Consider the following 13,812-nt stretch of genomic DNA (forward strand, 5'->3'; position numbering starts at 1 on the left):
ACGACAGGATGATGACTGTTTGATGACGCTCCGGGGAGCGTCAGCATTAAATTGCCATCATGTTTCGTGTAACCACTTAGTGCTTGGCAACCGCGGTGTTGAGTTTCAGGTAGTCCAGCAGAATCCGACCGGTCTCGCTCAGGTAAGCGTCGTCTTCTGGCTTGGTCTTGTCCGGCTCGGCCGCGATGGCGTCTTCGTCTTCTTTCTTCAGCTCTTTGAGCGGTTCTTCGCCTTTGGCTTTGCGACGGATGTTTTCCATCACCAGCTGTTTGGCTTCGATGTCGGTGTGCTGCGCCCGACGGTCGGCTTCATTGAGGCTGACGGTTTTTTCTTCCATCAGTTTCTGCGCCAGGGCCAGCTTGTCGCGGATGAACACGAACTCCGCATCCTTGGCCGAGCGTGCATCGTGCTCGGACTTGAGCTGCGTCAGGTACGGCTTGAACGGGTCTACCGCGGGCTTGATCGCCGCATGGATGGTGTCCCATGGCATGGCTTCAGGCAGGGCGCTTTCGCCGATTTCCTTGGTGTCGATGATCGATGGGTAATCGATGTCCGGCAGTACACCCTGGTGCTGGGTGCTCTGGCCGGAAACCCGGTAGAACTTGGCCAGGGTCAGTTTCAGTTCGCCATGGTTCAGCGGCTGAATGGTCTGCACGGTGCCTTTACCGAAGGTCTGGCCGCCGATGATCAACGCGCGATGGTAGTCCTGCATGGCGCCGGCAAAAATTTCCGACGCCGAGGCGGACAGGCGGTTGACCAGCAACGCCATCGGGCCTTTGTAGAACGCGCCGGGGTTTTCATCTTCCAGCACATCGACCCGGCCATCGGCGTTACGTACGAGAACGGTCGGGCCCTTGTCGATGAACAGACTGGTCAGCTCGGTGGCTTCCTGCAAGGAGCCGCCGCCGTTGTTGCGCAGGTCGATGACCACGCCGTCGACCTTGTCTTTCTGCAACTCGGTCAACAGCTTCTTGACGTCACGCGTGGTGCTCTTGTAGTCCGGATCACCGGCACGGAACGCCTTGAAGTCGAGGTAGAAGGCTGGAATCTCGATGACGCCGAGCTTGTAGTCCTTGCCGTCCTGTTTCAGGTTGAGGATCGACTTCTTCACGGCCTGATCTTCGAGCTTCACCGCTTCGCGGGTGATCGGCACGATTTTGGTGGTCTGGTCGTTTGGCGCATTGCTGGCCGGAATCACTTCCAGGCGCACCACGGTGCCTTTCGGACCGCGGATCAGCTTGACCACTTCGTCCAGGCGCCAGCCGACCACGTCGACCATCTCTTTGTTGCCTTGGGCAACGCCGATGATCTTGTCGGCCGGGGCAACCTGCTTGGTCTTGTCGGCCGGGCCTGCCGGCACCAGGCGCACTACTTTGACCTGGTCGTTATCGCTCTGCAACACGGCGCCGATGCCCTCCAGGGACAGGCTCATGTTGATGTCGAAGTTTTCCGCGTTATCTGGCGACAGATAGTTGGTATGCGGGTCGTAGGACATGGCGAAGGTGTTGATGTACGCCTGGAAGATATCTTCCGCACGGGTTTGGTCCAGGCGCGCCAACTGGTTCTTGTAGCGCTTGGTCAGGGTTTCCTGGATCTGCTTGGAATCCTTGCCCGCGATCTTCTGCCGCAGCACTTCGTCCTTGACGCGTTTGCGCCACAGGTCGTCGAGTTCAGCGGTGGATTTGAGCCAAGGGGCGTCCTTGCGATCGATCAGCAAGGATTCCTTGGTGTTGAAGTCGATTTTGTCGACGCCCTTGTTCAGCTCGGCAAGGGCAAAGTCCAGGCGCGCCTTGACGCGGTCCAGATAGCGCTTGTAGATGGTGAACCCGGCATTCAGGTCGCCGCTTTTGAGGAAGTCGTCAAACTGGGTTTTCCACTTGTCGAATTCCGCGATGTCGCTGGCCATGAAATAGCTGCGCGACGGGTCCAGCAGCTTGAGGTAGCTGTCGTAGATGATCACGGAGCGCGCGTCATCGAGCGGCGGCTTGCTGTAGTGATGGCGCTTGAGCAATTCGACGACGTTCAGACTGGCGATTACTTCGTCACGATCAGGCTGAAGCTTGTCCCAGCTATTGGCGGCAAACGTATTGGTCGATATCGGTAACAGACCGATACCGATGAAAAGGGCTAGGGCGGTGCCAGGGAAAAAATGCTTCATGCTGATTCGACGCGGGGACAATTGATCACGCATATTAGGCCGTCTTTGAAGTCGCCGGATCCACGAGGGCCGGTCGCATAATGCAAGAAAGCCCGGCGCTACAGCTACGGGCTCAGTCCAGACTCACTATGGAGGCACTGTGAAAGCATTGCAAGGCGTTGAAGGTCAAGTGGAGTGGCTTGAAGAGCCCAGTCCTACATGTGATGTAGGACAAGTTCGCATCCGAGTAGCGGCTGCGGGTCTCAATCGCGCCGATTTATTACAGAAAGCGGGCCTCTATCCGCCACCGCCGGGAGCCAGTCACGTACTGGGTCTTGAGTGTTCGGGGGTGATCAGCGAGGTGGGCGCGGGGTCTTCCTGGCAGGTTGGCGATCGGGTTTGCGCCTTGCTGGCCGGGGGCGGGATGGCCGAAGAGGTAGTTGTCGACGGACGGCATGTGTTGCCGGTTCCCGAAGGTTTATCGCTGATCGAAGCGGCAGCGCTGCCGGAGGTGTATGCGACCGTCTGGCTGAATGTGTTTCAACTCGCTGCGCTCAAGCCAGGTGAGAAAGTTCTTCTGCACGCCGGAGCAAGTGGAATTGGTTCAGCCGCCATTCAGCTGTGCAAGGCGTTTGGTAACCCGTGCTGGGTCAGCGTCGGTTCTGCCGAGCGTCTGGCTTACTGTGAAGCACTGGGGGCGCAAGGTGGAGTGGTGCGTAAGGGCGGCCTGGACAGTTTGAATGACCTGGGGCCGTTTGATGTGATCCTCGACCCGGTGGGCGGCAACTACGCCGCGTTGAATCTGAAGTTGCTGGCCCCTGATGGTCGTTGGGTGCTGATCGGCCTGATGGGCGGGCGTGACGCGCAGCTGGACCTGGCGCAGGTACTGGCCAAGCGCGTGCAGCTTCTGGGGTCGACCTTGCGCAGTCGCGACGATCAGTTCAAGGCGGATTTGTTCAGTGATTTGAGCCAGCAGGTCTGGCCGCTGTTTGCCGAGGGACGACTGAGCCCGCAATTGGCCAGGACGTTCCCGATCAAGGATGCCGAAGCGGCGTTTGCCGAGTTGGCGACCAATACCGTGGCGGGGAAACTGGTGTTGGTGATCAACGAAACTCTGACCTGAGAATACAAAACCTGTGGGAGCGGGCTCGCTCGCGAATGCGGAGTGTCATTCAACATAAAAGTTGAATGTGAATCCGCTTTCGCGAGCATCCCGCTCCCACAAGGGGAGTGTTACTTCCAGATATGGATCGGCCAGCCGGCTTTTTCGGCGTGCTCAAGCAGCACCGGGTCCGGGTTTACCACGTGTGGGAAATCCACCTTCAGCAACAACGGCAAATCGTTACGTGAGTCGGAATAAAAACTCGCGCCTTCGAGGTTTTCCTCTTCTGCATCCAGCCATTCCAGCAGGCGGGTGATCTTGCCTTCGCGGTAAGTCAGGGTGCCGACGGTGTGGCCGCTGTATACCCCGTGCGCCACTTCCAGTTCGATACCGAGAATCTCGTCGATGCCCAGCCGTTCGGCAATCGGTCGCACCAGGTGCGTGCCGGACGCAGAGATCACCAGGATCCGGTCGCCGGCCTTGCGGTGGGCGGCGATGGCTTTGGTGGCGTCGCTGAAGATGATCGGCTCGATGAAATCTTCAACCCACGGCCCGACCAAATGGTCGACCTCTTCAGGTGTCCTGCCGATCATCGGCTCCAGACTGAAGGTCATGTAGTCCTCCATCCGCAGCTTGCCGTGACTGTAGGCATCCATCAGTTCGTTGTTCTGACGCATGAACGACTCAGGGTCGACCCAGCGCAAGCGGCCCATTTGCTCGCTCCAGAGGGTGGCGCAGTCGCCGTGGATCAGGGTTTCGTCCAGATCAAAAATTGCCAGGGCCATCAGTGCAGTTCTCTCTTCAACATCAGCAAAGGCATCAGGCTACCTCACAGAGGGCCGTCGGATCGATGGAAAGCGCCAGACGCTGACCATCGGGATGCAGGTCGGCCGCCGAACGGTTGAGCACATCTACTACCAATTCCACGCCGCGGGCTTCGACCCGGTAGCGAATCACGTTGCCCAACAGGCTGTGGCTGCGGATGAGCGCGTCGAGTTGGCCGTTGAGGCTCAGCTCGATGGCTTCCGGGCGAATCGCGATGCGGTGGCTGATCGGCCGTTGCAGCAGCTTCGACGCGCTGTCGGCGTCCAGCAGGTTGTAGTTGCCGATAAAGCCGGCGGCAAATACATCGATTGGCGCGGTGTACAGGGTTTCGGCGTCGCCACTTTGTACGATCTTTCCCTGATTCATCAGGAAAATCCGGTCAGACATGGTCAGCGCTTCTTCCTGATCGTGTGTGACGAAGATCGTGGTCAGGCCCAGTTCGCGCTGGATCGCACGGATCTGTTCGCGCAAGTGCTTGCGAATGCGCGCGTCGAGGGCCGACAGCGGTTCGTCCAGCAACAGCAAACGTGGGCGGGTCACCAGTGAGCGGGCGAGGGCGACACGCTGGCATTGGCCGCCAGAAAGCTGATGCGGATAACGCGAGGCGAAGTCGTTCAGCTCCACCAGTTTCAGCACTTCGGCGACACGTTTGTGACTGTCGTCGGCGTTGACCTTTTGCATGCGCAAACCGAAGGCGATGTTCTGCTCCACAGTCATGTTGGGGAACAGGGCGTAGCTCTGGAACACCATGCCGATGCCGCGCTTTTGCGGGCTCATTGGCACCAGGTCGACACCCTCCAGCAGAATCTTGCCGCCATCGACCGAGGTCAGTCCGGCAATGCAGCGCAGCAGCGTGGATTTACCGCAACCGGAAGGACCGAGCAGGGTGACGAATTCGCCCTTCTGGATTTCGCAGTTGATGTCGCTGAATACCGTCGTACCCGCGTAATTCTTTTGAAGATGTTGGACGCTGACATAGCTCATTCGCTTTTGTCCTTGTTCAAGATATTGGCCGCCCAGGTCAGAACCAGCACAAAGAAGAAATAGGAAATCACCAGCGCACTGGTGAAGTGGCCGCTGCTGTTACGCATGTTGTTGAGGTAGACCTGCAGGGTTTCGTAGCGGGTACCGACGAGGATGTTGGCGAACACGAACTCACCGAACAGGAACGAGAACGACAGCAGCAGCGCCACCATCAAACCTTTGCGCAAGTTCGGCAGCACCACCAGGAACGCCGCTTGAAAGGTGCTGGCGCCGAGCAGTTGAGCGGCGTCCATCAGGTCGCGCAGGTTGATCGCTTGCAGGTTGTTGGTAATTGCCCGGTACATGAACGGCAGCGCAATGGTGAAGTAGCAGCCAATCAGAATCCACGGCGTACCCACCATCGCGAACGGCCCCGAACCGTAGAGCTGCAACAGCCCCACTGACGACACCACTGGCGGCACCGCGAAGGGCAGCAGGATCAGGATGTTCATCAGTGCATCGAGTTTCGGGAAGTGGTAATGCACCACGAACAACAGCGGCAGAATCAGCACCACCGACAAAATCAATGAACCGACGCAGACCAGCAGCGACTGGCCAAACGCGTTGAGAAAACGCGGGTCGCTCCACAGCTGGATGTACCACTTGAAGGTAAAACCGCTGGGCAGGATGGTCGCCGACCAACTGCTGGCGATCGAGTAGATCAACGTCCCGAACAGCGGCAGCAACAGAATGGCAAACAGCAGGTACACCACGACGCGGTGGTAGACACCGACGGGGCCCAGTTCAGCGCGAGACATGGTAGCTCCTCTTTAACAGCAACTGATGCACGAGGGTCACCAGGGTCATCAACGCCACCAGCACCACTGCCAGGGCGCTGGCGAGGTTCGGGTCGAGGGAAATATCACCGGACACCATCGCCGCGATGCGGATTGGCAGGACGTTGAAGTTACCGGTGGTCAACGCATACACCGTCGCATAAGCGCCGAGAGCGTTGGCCAGCAGGATCACGAACGTACCGAGCAACGCTGGCGTCAGCACCGGCAAACCGATGTGCCGCCAGAACTGCCAGCCGTTGGCGCCGAGCAATTCGGCGGACTCGCGCCAGTCTTCGCGCAAGGCGTCGAAGGCCGGGTAAAGCAGCAACACGCCGAGCGGAATCTGGAAGTAGGTGTAGAGAATGATCAGCCCGGTCTTTGAGTACAGGTTGAAATCCTGAATGATCCCGGCCTGCTTGAGCATGATGGTGAAGCTGCCGTTGAAGCCCAGCAGGATAATGAACGCGAAAGCCAGGGGCACGCCGGCGAAGTTGCTGGTCATGTTGGCGAAGGCGTTGACGAAGTTGCGCAGTTTCGAGTCGACCCGACGCAAGGAGTAAGCGCCCAGGACCGCGATGATGATCCCGAATACGCTGGACCAGAAACTGATCTCGAGGCTGTACTGGATCGCCTGCAAGTAGAACTTCGAATTGAAGATCTTGGTGAAGTTGGAGATGCCCCAACCGAACTCTTCCGATTGCAGGCTGTTGATCATCACCCAGACCAGCGGGGCGATTTCAAACACGATAAAGAACAGCGCGAAGGGTACCAGGCACAAGGCTGCCAGCCACTTGCCACGGGTATTGGCATTCACTTGAGCAGCTCCCGGCACACAGGTTTGTCGTGGGCCACGCCCAGCAATTCGCAGACCGTGCCGCAGATTTCAGTCTGTTTCGGTTCGGCGCTGGCGTCGAAACTGAACGCATTACCGAGGACAAACAGCGGCACTTCGCGTTCCTCCGGCAGCAGGCCATTGTGCGAGCGGTCGTTGTTCATGCCGTGGTCGGCGGTCACCAGTACTTGATAGCCGGCGTCTAGCCAGGTGCGCAGGTAGTCGGCGAGGATGATGTCAGCCGAGCGCGCACTGTTGCGGTATTGCGGGGTGCCGAGGCCGTGTTTGTGCCCGGCGTCGTCGATGTTCATCGGGTGAATCAACAGAAAATTCGGTGCATGCCGCAGGCGCAGGCTTTCGGCGTCGGCGAACAGGTGTGAATCCGGGTAGTGGTCGTTCCAGTAGAAATGACCGTGCTGGATCGGCAGGGCTTGATCGTCGGTGTGACGATCCCGGGCAGCCACGAACGGCGAACGGTTGTACAGCTCGCTGACCCAGTGATACGCCGCCGCCGCGGTTTTAAGGCCGGCGTCCGTGGCGTAGTGATAAATGCTGCGCTGATTGGACAGGCGCGACACGTTGTTGTGAACGATGCCGCTCTCGATGGGCGGGACCCCGGTGAGAATGCATTCGTACAAAGGGCGGGACAGGGATGGCAGTTCGCACTCCAGTTTGTAGAGTGCCGCGCGTCCTGCGCCGACGTAGGCTTGCAGGTGCCCCATGGTGTGGCGCGCGACCTCGTAATTGAGGCCGTCGAGCACGACAAGGATGACGTTGTGCTTCATAGGGGCAAAAACTCCGCGAACAGGCATTCAAAAAACTCAGACTTCACACGGTCCAGTGTGGGAGCGGGCTTGCTCGCGAAAGCGGTTTCACATTCAACATTCAGGTTGACTGACACACCGCTTTCGCGAGCAAGCCCGCTCCCACATTAGATTTTCAGCGTTTGCTCTACCGCATTACTGCATATTGACGATGACTTCTTCGTTCCACTTCTGAGGAAGGGCCTTGGAAGTCTTTTCCCATGCGTCGGCGTCTTTGATCGGCGTGACCTTCTTGTACTGCTCGTTAGGCAGCAGCTTGGCCTTCACGTCTTCTGGCAGTTTGATGTGCTCTGCACGAATCGGACGTGCGTTGCCTTTTGCCAGGTTGATCTGGCCGGCGTCGCTGAAGATGTATTCGCGAGTCAGCTTGGCGGCGTTCGGGTTCTTCGCGTATTTGTTGATGATGGTGGTGTAACCGGAAATCACCGAACCGTCGGACGGGATCAGCACCACGTAATCATCCGGGTTCGCCATCTTGGCCTTGTAGCTCAGACCGTTGAAGTCCCAGACCACGCCGACCTCGATTTCACCCTTTTCCATGGTGGCAATCGTCGGGTTGGCCATGGACAGGCGACCCTGTTTGGCAATGTCTGCGAACAGCAGCAGGGCCGGTTGCAGGTTTTTCTCGTCGCCGCCATTGGCCAGGGCCGCTGCCAGTACGCCGTTGGCCGCCTGGGCCGCGGTGCTCACGTCGCCGATGGACACCTTGTATTTGCCACCCTTGAGGTCAGCCCACTTGGTCGGGGCTTCCGAACCGTGCAGCAGCTTTTTGTTAACGATAAACGCGATGGTGCCGGTGTAGGCCAGTGCCCAGTTGCCGTCCTTGTCTTTCGCCCAGTCGGGCACCTGTGCCCACGTCGTCGGTTTGTACGGTTGCACCACGCCTTGCTTGACCGCGATCGGGCCGAAGGCTGCGCCCACGTCGCCGATGTCAGCGCTGGCGTTGTCTTTTTCAGCGGCGAACTTGGCGATTTCCTGAGCCGAGCTCATGTCGGTGTCGATGTGCTTGAGGCCGTAGGTTTTTGCCAGGTCTTCCCAAGTGCCTTTCCAGTTGGCCCAGTCATCGGGCATGCCGACGCTGTTGACTGCGCCTTCCGCTTTCGCAGCGGCTTCGAGGGTTTTCAAATCATCAGCCGCCATGGCGGCGGTGCACATGGCAATGGTCGAGCCTAACAGTGATGCCAGGAAAAGCTTTTTCATCCGAAGCTCCTTTGGGCGTTTTCAACGCTGCGATTGCGGTTGTGTTGGTCTAGGTCAGCAATACCTGAGCCAATTTAGGCGGGCTCGATGACACTTTCATGTCGGTCGTCGCCCGGCAGCACAATTATTTGCCCGGTATTGGCAGGTGCCCGGTAAGCGTAGACCATCGGCAAAGGCCCGGCACAAAGGGACTTGGCCGATGTATTGCAAGGGTTGAAGGGGCGATCAAATGACCGTTGGGTAGCTTTGTCATCTATCAGTCATCTGCACTGCCTACGCTTGAAGGATGAAATATGAGCCGGTTTTCAGCGCGGTTCTGCCCCGAAACAGTGCTGGTCTAGTCCAGATAGGTAACGTTGATGCGTGATGAGGCAACAAAAGCGGTGACAGCCATCGGTCAGGTCCTGCAGGAGCAACTCGACCATGGTCTGTTGGCGCCCGGCAGCAAGCTACCGGCGGAGCGCAAGCTCAGTGAGTTGTTCGGGACCACACGGATTACCGTGCGCGAGGCATTGTTGCAGTTAGAAGCGCAGGGGCAGATTTATCGTGAGGAGCGTCGCGGCTGGTTCGTTTCGCCACCGCGCCTGGCCTATAACCTGATGCAGCGCAGTCACTTTCACGCGATGGTCAGCGCGCAGGGACGAGTGCCGTCCACCGAGGTCATTTCGGCGCGGTTGCAGCCTGCCTCGGCGGCGGTGTGTGCCTGGTTGCAACTGCCGGCGCTGTCGAGCGTGATCCAGATTTGCCGTACGCGGCGCATTGATGAGCGGCTGGTGTTGTACGTGGAGCACTATTTGAATCCACAGTATTTTCCGGGGATTCTCGAGTTTGATTTGAATCAGTCGATTACCGAGTTGTACGCACGGCATTACGATTTGCACTACGGGCGGGTGCGGTTCGAGATTGTGCCGACGTCGCTGTCGGTGGATGCGGCAGCGGCACTGCGGGTGTCGGTAGGAAGTCCGGGGTTGCGCATTGCCAGGGTCAATTATGATCAGCATGAGCGGCTGATCGATTGTGACCTAGAGTTCTGGCGGCATGATGCAATTCATGTCGGGGTGGATGTGGTTTAGCCTGCTGAATACGCGCCGACCCTTCGCGAGCAGGCTCGCTGCCACAGGGGATTTATGTACGACACAGATCCAATATGGGAGCGAGCTTGCTCGCGATGGCGGCCTGACAGGCGAAGCTATTCCTTCGCCTGCCCACCCGCTGCCGTCGCCACCTGAACACTCATGCGCGGCATCGCCAAGTCCAGCCCTGCCTCATCCAGATGCCGTTTCAGCGACAAATTGAACGCCCGTGAAACCTCCCACTGTTTGATCGGTGCGGTCTTGAATCGGGCGCGCAGAATCGCGTTGCCGGACTCGAAGCTCTCAACCCCCTGGATCTCCAGCGGTGACCAGATGTTGCGACGTTGCAGCGGGTCGGTGCGCATTTTCTGACCCACCTCGCGCATCAGCTTGATCGCGCTATCAATGTCCATGTCGGACGGCACCGCCACCCGGAAGATCGCGTAGCCGAATTCCCGGGAGTAGTTCTTGATGCTCTTGATTTCACTGAACGGAATCGTGTGGACGATGCCGTCGATGTCTCGCAGGCGTACGGTGCGGATGGTCAATCCTTCGACGGTGCCCAGGTGGCCGCCGACGTCCACGTAGTCATCGATGGCCAAGGAGTCTTCGATGATGATGAACAGCCCGGTGATCAAGTCCGCCACCAGCGACTGCGCACCGAAACCGATGGCCAGGCCGATCACACCGGCACCGGCCAGCAGTGGCGTGACGTTCATGCCCATGTTCGCCAGCGCGACGATCAACGCAATGATGAAAATCGTCACGAACAGCACGTTGCGGATCAACGGCATCATCGTCTGCGCGCGGGTGTTGGCCAGGCCTTTGCGTGAGCGAGTGAGCGCCAGGTGTACGGCGGTGTCGCTGAGGATCCAGATCAGCCAGGCGAAAATCAGCGTGCCGGCAAGGCTGAACAGTTTGACGCTGACCTCGTGGCCTTCGCCTTCGGTGAAGGTGATCAACGACATGCCCCAGACCCGCAGGCCGAGCTCGATGAACGCCAGCCACACCAGCAAGTGGGCGAGGGTGTAGAAGAAGTTTTTCAGGCGTTCCGAGTACAGCGCATGGCGCTTCACACCGCGCTGCGGTTTAAGCGCATGACGGCGGACCAGTCCGTTGATGACCATGCACAACACCAGCAACACGGTGCAGATCAGCGACTGTCGCAGGGCCGTGCTGGTGTCGCCGGCTGAAACGAACGTGGCGAACAGCGAGACGCCCACCAGCACCAGTGCCGGCACGTACCAATAGGTGCCGAGAATTTCGATGGTGTCGCTGAGGGCGCGGCGGGTCAGGCGCCGGGACAACGGCTGATTGCGGATCAAATGCGCGATCGGCCGGCGGAACCGCAAGATGAACAACCCGGTAGAAATCGCCGCCAGCACATTGGCCGCCGTCGCCGCCGTGTGCGCCAGGTGACTGCCAAGCCCGGCAACCAGTCGCGGATCGTTCAGCGCTTCACCAAACGCGGCGAAGCTGCCGATCAGCCACAACGGCCGAAACGCCTGGTGGCGCAGGATATACAAGGCGCGATGGCGGTGTGGGCCATCGAGCAGCGAGAACGCGATCACGCAGATCGCCGAGAAGCAGGTGCCGACCACCAGCGCGTAAGCCAGCACCATGGCCAGGCTTTTCCCCAGCGACGAGGGCAGGGCGTAGCTCATGTAGACGGTGATTACCAGAGCGATCAGCCAGGGCCCGAGCTTGCGCAGGGCGAAGCGCAACATGTCCACGGCCCTGGGGTGTTGCGGCAGTTCTTCGGTCAGGCCGAAGCGCATGCGCACCCGATGACTGACCCAGATCAGCGCCGCCGCCAGCAGGCTCCAGACCATCAGGATCATGGCGAAGGCGAAGATGATCGGTAGCCATTCACTGGCCGGCATCATCAAGGCTGACAGTTCGTCTCTCGCCAGGCCAAACTCTTCAGACCAGCGATTGAGTGGGCTGTCGGCCCCGGAGAATTGTTTTTCAAAGCTGGCGAGCGTGCCGCCGATCAAGCCCAGCACGCCTTCTTCGGCGGCGGGTTGAGCCTTTTTGGTGGCGTCGCGCAGTTTCTTCAGGTCGGCCAGCAATTTGCTGCGCTGCTGGTCGTTTTCCAGCGACTTGATGACTTCGTCCAGCGATTGCCCGAGCGGTTCTTGCGCCTCTGGCTGGGCTTTCGTCGAGCCGCTGAGCAGGCTCGGCAAGCCGGCTGCCTGGGCAGGCGCCATCGGCAGCAGCGTCATCAGGCAGACAAGGAAGAAACACGGCAGGGCGAATAGACGGGCAAGCACTAGGCGGTCAACCTCGGGATGAGCGGATCGACCGAGTGTACGAGCCCGTCTAAATCAATGCGAGTCGGGGGGAGAATTTATTCGTTGAGTTTGGCGAGGATCTTGAATACCACGGTGCCGAAAATGATCAGCATGCCAATCCACATGGCGAACACACCGGCATTTTTGTCGCGAAAGTTGAAGCCGATGGCCAGCATGATCATCCCGACGAGGATCGGGATCAGCATGGCGTGGAACGAAGACATCGAGATCATGGAGACTGCCTTGTCGAAAGGAATAATTAAAGTCTAGGTGGCTTTGGGAGACCGAGGGTGATGTGCATCAAGCAAAGTGATTCGCGAGCAGGCTAACGCCTACAATTGAAATGTGTTCCAACTGCAGGTGTGAGCCTGCTCGCGATGCTTTTGGGCGTTAAGGCAATTCCTGGCAGGCGTAGAACGCGCTCAGCACTTTGACCAGATGCGCCAGGTCGTGGCTGCCGCACAGTTCGCGGATCGAGTGCATGGCGAACGTCGGAAGGCCGATGTCCACGGTGCGCACGCCCAAGTGGCTGGCGGTGATCGGGCCGATGGTCGAGCCACAACCCATGTCGCTGCGCACCACAAAACTCTGCACCGGCACTTCTTCGGCCATGCACAGATGACGGAAGAAGCCGGCGGTTTCGCTGTTGGTGGCGTAGCGCTGGTTGCTGTTGACCTTGATTACAGGGCCGGCATTGAGTTTCGGGCCGTGGTTGGCGTCATGCTTTTCTGCGTAGTTGGGGTGCACGCCGTGGGCGTTGTCGGCCGAGACCAGCAGGGATTTCTGGATGGTGCGTACGAACTCGTCACCTTCAGGCAGCAGGCGCCGCAGCGTCTGCTCGAGCATGGGGCCATCAGCACCGCACGCTGAACAGGAACCGACTTCTTCGTGATCGTTACAGACCAGCACGCAGGTTTCGTCGGTTTCGGCGGTCAGCAACGCTTGCAGGCCGGCGTAGCACGACAGCAGGTTATCCAGGCGTGCGCCGGCGATGAAGTCACCGTGCAGGCCGATGATTGCCGCGCTTTGGGTATCGTAGAAACTCAGTTCGTAATCCAGCACGACATCGGCGTTCAAGCCATGTTCCAGCGCCAACTGGTTGGTGAGCACGGCGCGGAAATCCACTCGCTCGTCACCGGCGAATTGCGCGAGGATCGGCGGCAATTCGGTCTGCGCGTTGATTGCCCAGCCCATGTTGGCTTCACGGTTAAGGTGAATCGCCAGGTTCGGAATGGTCGCGATAGGCACCTTGAAGTCGATCAACTGGCTCTCGACCTTGCCATCACGGCGGAAGGTCACGCGGCCGGCAAGGGAGAGGTCACGGTCGAACCACGGCGCCAGCAATGCACCGCCGTAGACTTCGACGCCCAATTGCCAGAAACCCTGACGCTGCAACTCCGGCTGAGGCTTGACCCGCAGGCACGGGCTGTCGGTGTGCGCGCCCACCAGGCGAATACCGCCATGCAGTGGCGAATGACGGCCCATCTTGATCGCGACGATAGAGGAGTCGTTACGGGTGACGTAGTAACGGCCATTGGCTTCGGTGGCCCATGGCTCGCGCTCATCGAGTCGCACGAAGCCGGCCGCTTCCAGGCGCTGGACGAGGCTGGCAGTGGCATGGAACGGGGTAGGGGAGGCCTTGAGGAAGTCGATCAGGCCTTGGTTCAACTCTTCGCGCATAAGAAGCTCCAGACAGCAATGGCGCCAGTTTAACGTATTGGTCAGA

12 protein-coding genes are annotated in these 13,812 nt (G+C 59.1%); 2 read left to right on the forward strand and 10 right to left on the reverse strand.

Translation table 11 applies throughout. The features are described from left to right. Positions 1-76: 76 nt before the first annotated feature. Positions 77-2,158: a carboxy terminal-processing peptidase gene (locus NL116_RS09205; protein WP_494376896.1), complete on the reverse strand. Its 2,082-nt coding sequence runs from the start codon at positions 2,156-2,158 to the stop codon at positions 77-79. Positions 2,159-2,297: 139 nt separating this feature from the next. Here NL116_RS09205 and NL116_RS09210 point away from each other — a divergent pair, with 139 nt between their 5' ends. Continuing rightward, positions 2,298-3,260 carry a zinc-binding dehydrogenase gene (locus NL116_RS09210; protein ID WP_494376897.1) on the forward strand — a complete coding sequence of 321 codons (963 nt, stop codon included), beginning with the start codon at positions 2,298-2,300 and terminating at the stop codon, positions 3,258-3,260. A 110-nt stretch (positions 3,261-3,370) separates the two neighbouring features. Here NL116_RS09210 and NL116_RS09215 read toward each other — a convergent pair whose 3' ends face one another. From NL116_RS09215 to NL116_RS09240, 6 genes are all read right to left on the reverse strand, one after another. Beyond that, on the reverse strand, positions 3,371-4,024 hold the full coding sequence (locus tag NL116_RS09215) for an HAD family hydrolase (protein WP_494376898.1): 654 nt from the start codon (positions 4,022-4,024) through the stop codon (positions 3,371-3,373). Between the two features lie 34 nt (positions 4,025-4,058). Further along, positions 4,059-5,048: an ABC transporter ATP-binding protein gene (locus tag NL116_RS09220; protein WP_494376899.1), complete on the reverse strand. Its 990-nt coding sequence runs from the start codon at positions 5,046-5,048 to the stop codon at positions 4,059-4,061. Continuing rightward, positions 5,045-5,845 carry an ABC transporter permease gene (locus NL116_RS09225; protein ID WP_494376900.1) on the reverse strand — a complete coding sequence of 267 codons (801 nt, stop codon included), beginning with the start codon at positions 5,843-5,845 and terminating at the stop codon, positions 5,045-5,047. Before NL116_RS09225 ends, NL116_RS09220 begins: the two co-directional genes overlap by 4 nt. Further along, positions 5,832-6,677 (reverse strand): ABC transporter permease, encoded by an 846-nt coding sequence (locus NL116_RS09230; protein ID WP_494376901.1) that lies wholly within the window; start codon positions 6,675-6,677, stop codon positions 5,832-5,834. Before NL116_RS09230 ends, NL116_RS09225 begins: the two co-directional genes overlap by 14 nt. Next, a complete protein-coding gene (locus NL116_RS09235; RefSeq protein WP_494376902.1) occupies positions 6,674-7,480 on the reverse strand; it encodes an alkaline phosphatase family protein in 807 nt (268 codons plus the stop codon). The genes NL116_RS09230 and NL116_RS09235 overlap by 4 nt, the downstream gene beginning before the upstream one ends. 174 nt (positions 7,481-7,654) lie before the next feature. Further along, a complete protein-coding gene (locus NL116_RS09240) occupies positions 7,655-8,719 on the reverse strand; it encodes an ABC transporter substrate-binding protein (protein WP_494376903.1) in 1,065 nt (354 codons plus the stop codon). Between the two features lie 359 nt (positions 8,720-9,078). Here NL116_RS09240 and NL116_RS09245 point away from each other — a divergent pair, with 359 nt between their 5' ends. Continuing rightward, positions 9,079-9,792: a UTRA domain-containing protein gene (locus tag NL116_RS09245; protein ID WP_494376904.1), complete on the forward strand. Its 714-nt coding sequence runs from the start codon at positions 9,079-9,081 to the stop codon at positions 9,790-9,792. 116 nt (positions 9,793-9,908) lie between these two features. On the opposite strand, the gene NL116_RS09250 is transcribed toward NL116_RS09245, so the two are convergent. The 3 genes from NL116_RS09250 to NL116_RS09260 all read right to left on the reverse strand — a co-directional run bounded on the left by NL116_RS09250 (position 9,909) and on the right by NL116_RS09260 (position 13,766). Continuing rightward, a complete protein-coding gene (locus NL116_RS09250; protein ID WP_494376905.1) occupies positions 9,909-12,065 on the reverse strand; it encodes a mechanosensitive ion channel family protein in 2,157 nt (718 codons plus the stop codon). A gap of 77 nt (positions 12,066-12,142) precedes the next feature. Then, a complete protein-coding gene (locus NL116_RS09255; protein WP_172825912.1) occupies positions 12,143-12,319 on the reverse strand; it encodes a hypothetical protein in 177 nt (58 codons plus the stop codon). Positions 12,320-12,476: 157 nt separating this feature from the next. Next, positions 12,477-13,766 carry a M18 family aminopeptidase gene (locus NL116_RS09260; protein ID WP_494376906.1) on the reverse strand — a complete coding sequence of 430 codons (1,290 nt, stop codon included), beginning with the start codon at positions 13,764-13,766 and terminating at the stop codon, positions 12,477-12,479. Positions 13,767-13,812: the final 46 nt, after the last annotated feature.

It is taken from the genome of Pseudomonas sp. FBCC-B1667 (assembly GCF_059133255.1).

Excerpts from the sequence above, each read along its gene's own strand:
- NL116_RS09205 (WP_494376896.1), bottom strand. The coding sequence starts at position 2,158 with ATGAAGCATTTTTTCCCTGGCACCGCCCTAGCCCTTTTCATCGGTATC.
- NL116_RS09215 (WP_494376898.1), bottom strand. The coding sequence starts at position 4,024 with ATGGCCCTGGCAATTTTTGATCTGGACGAAACCCTGATCCACGGCGAC.
- NL116_RS09220 (WP_494376899.1), bottom strand. The coding sequence starts at position 5,048 with ATGAGCTATGTCAGCGTCCAACATCTTCAAAAGAATTACGCGGGTACG.
- NL116_RS09225 (WP_494376900.1), bottom strand. The coding sequence starts at position 5,845 with ATGTCTCGCGCTGAACTGGGCCCCGTCGGTGTCTACCACCGCGTCGTG.
- NL116_RS09235 (WP_494376902.1), bottom strand. The coding sequence starts at position 7,480 with ATGAAGCACAACGTCATCCTTGTCGTGCTCGACGGCCTCAATTACGAG.
- NL116_RS09240 (WP_494376903.1), bottom strand. The coding sequence starts at position 8,719 with ATGAAAAAGCTTTTCCTGGCATCACTGTTAGGCTCGACCATTGCCATG.
- NL116_RS09245 (WP_494376904.1), top strand. The coding sequence starts at position 9,079 with ATGCGTGATGAGGCAACAAAAGCGGTGACAGCCATCGGTCAGGTCCTG.
- NL116_RS09255 (WP_172825912.1), bottom strand. The coding sequence starts at position 12,319 with ATGATCTCGATGTCTTCGTTCCACGCCATGCTGATCCCGATCCTCGTC.
- NL116_RS09260 (WP_494376906.1), bottom strand. The coding sequence starts at position 13,766 with ATGCGCGAAGAGTTGAACCAAGGCCTGATCGACTTCCTCAAGGCCTCC.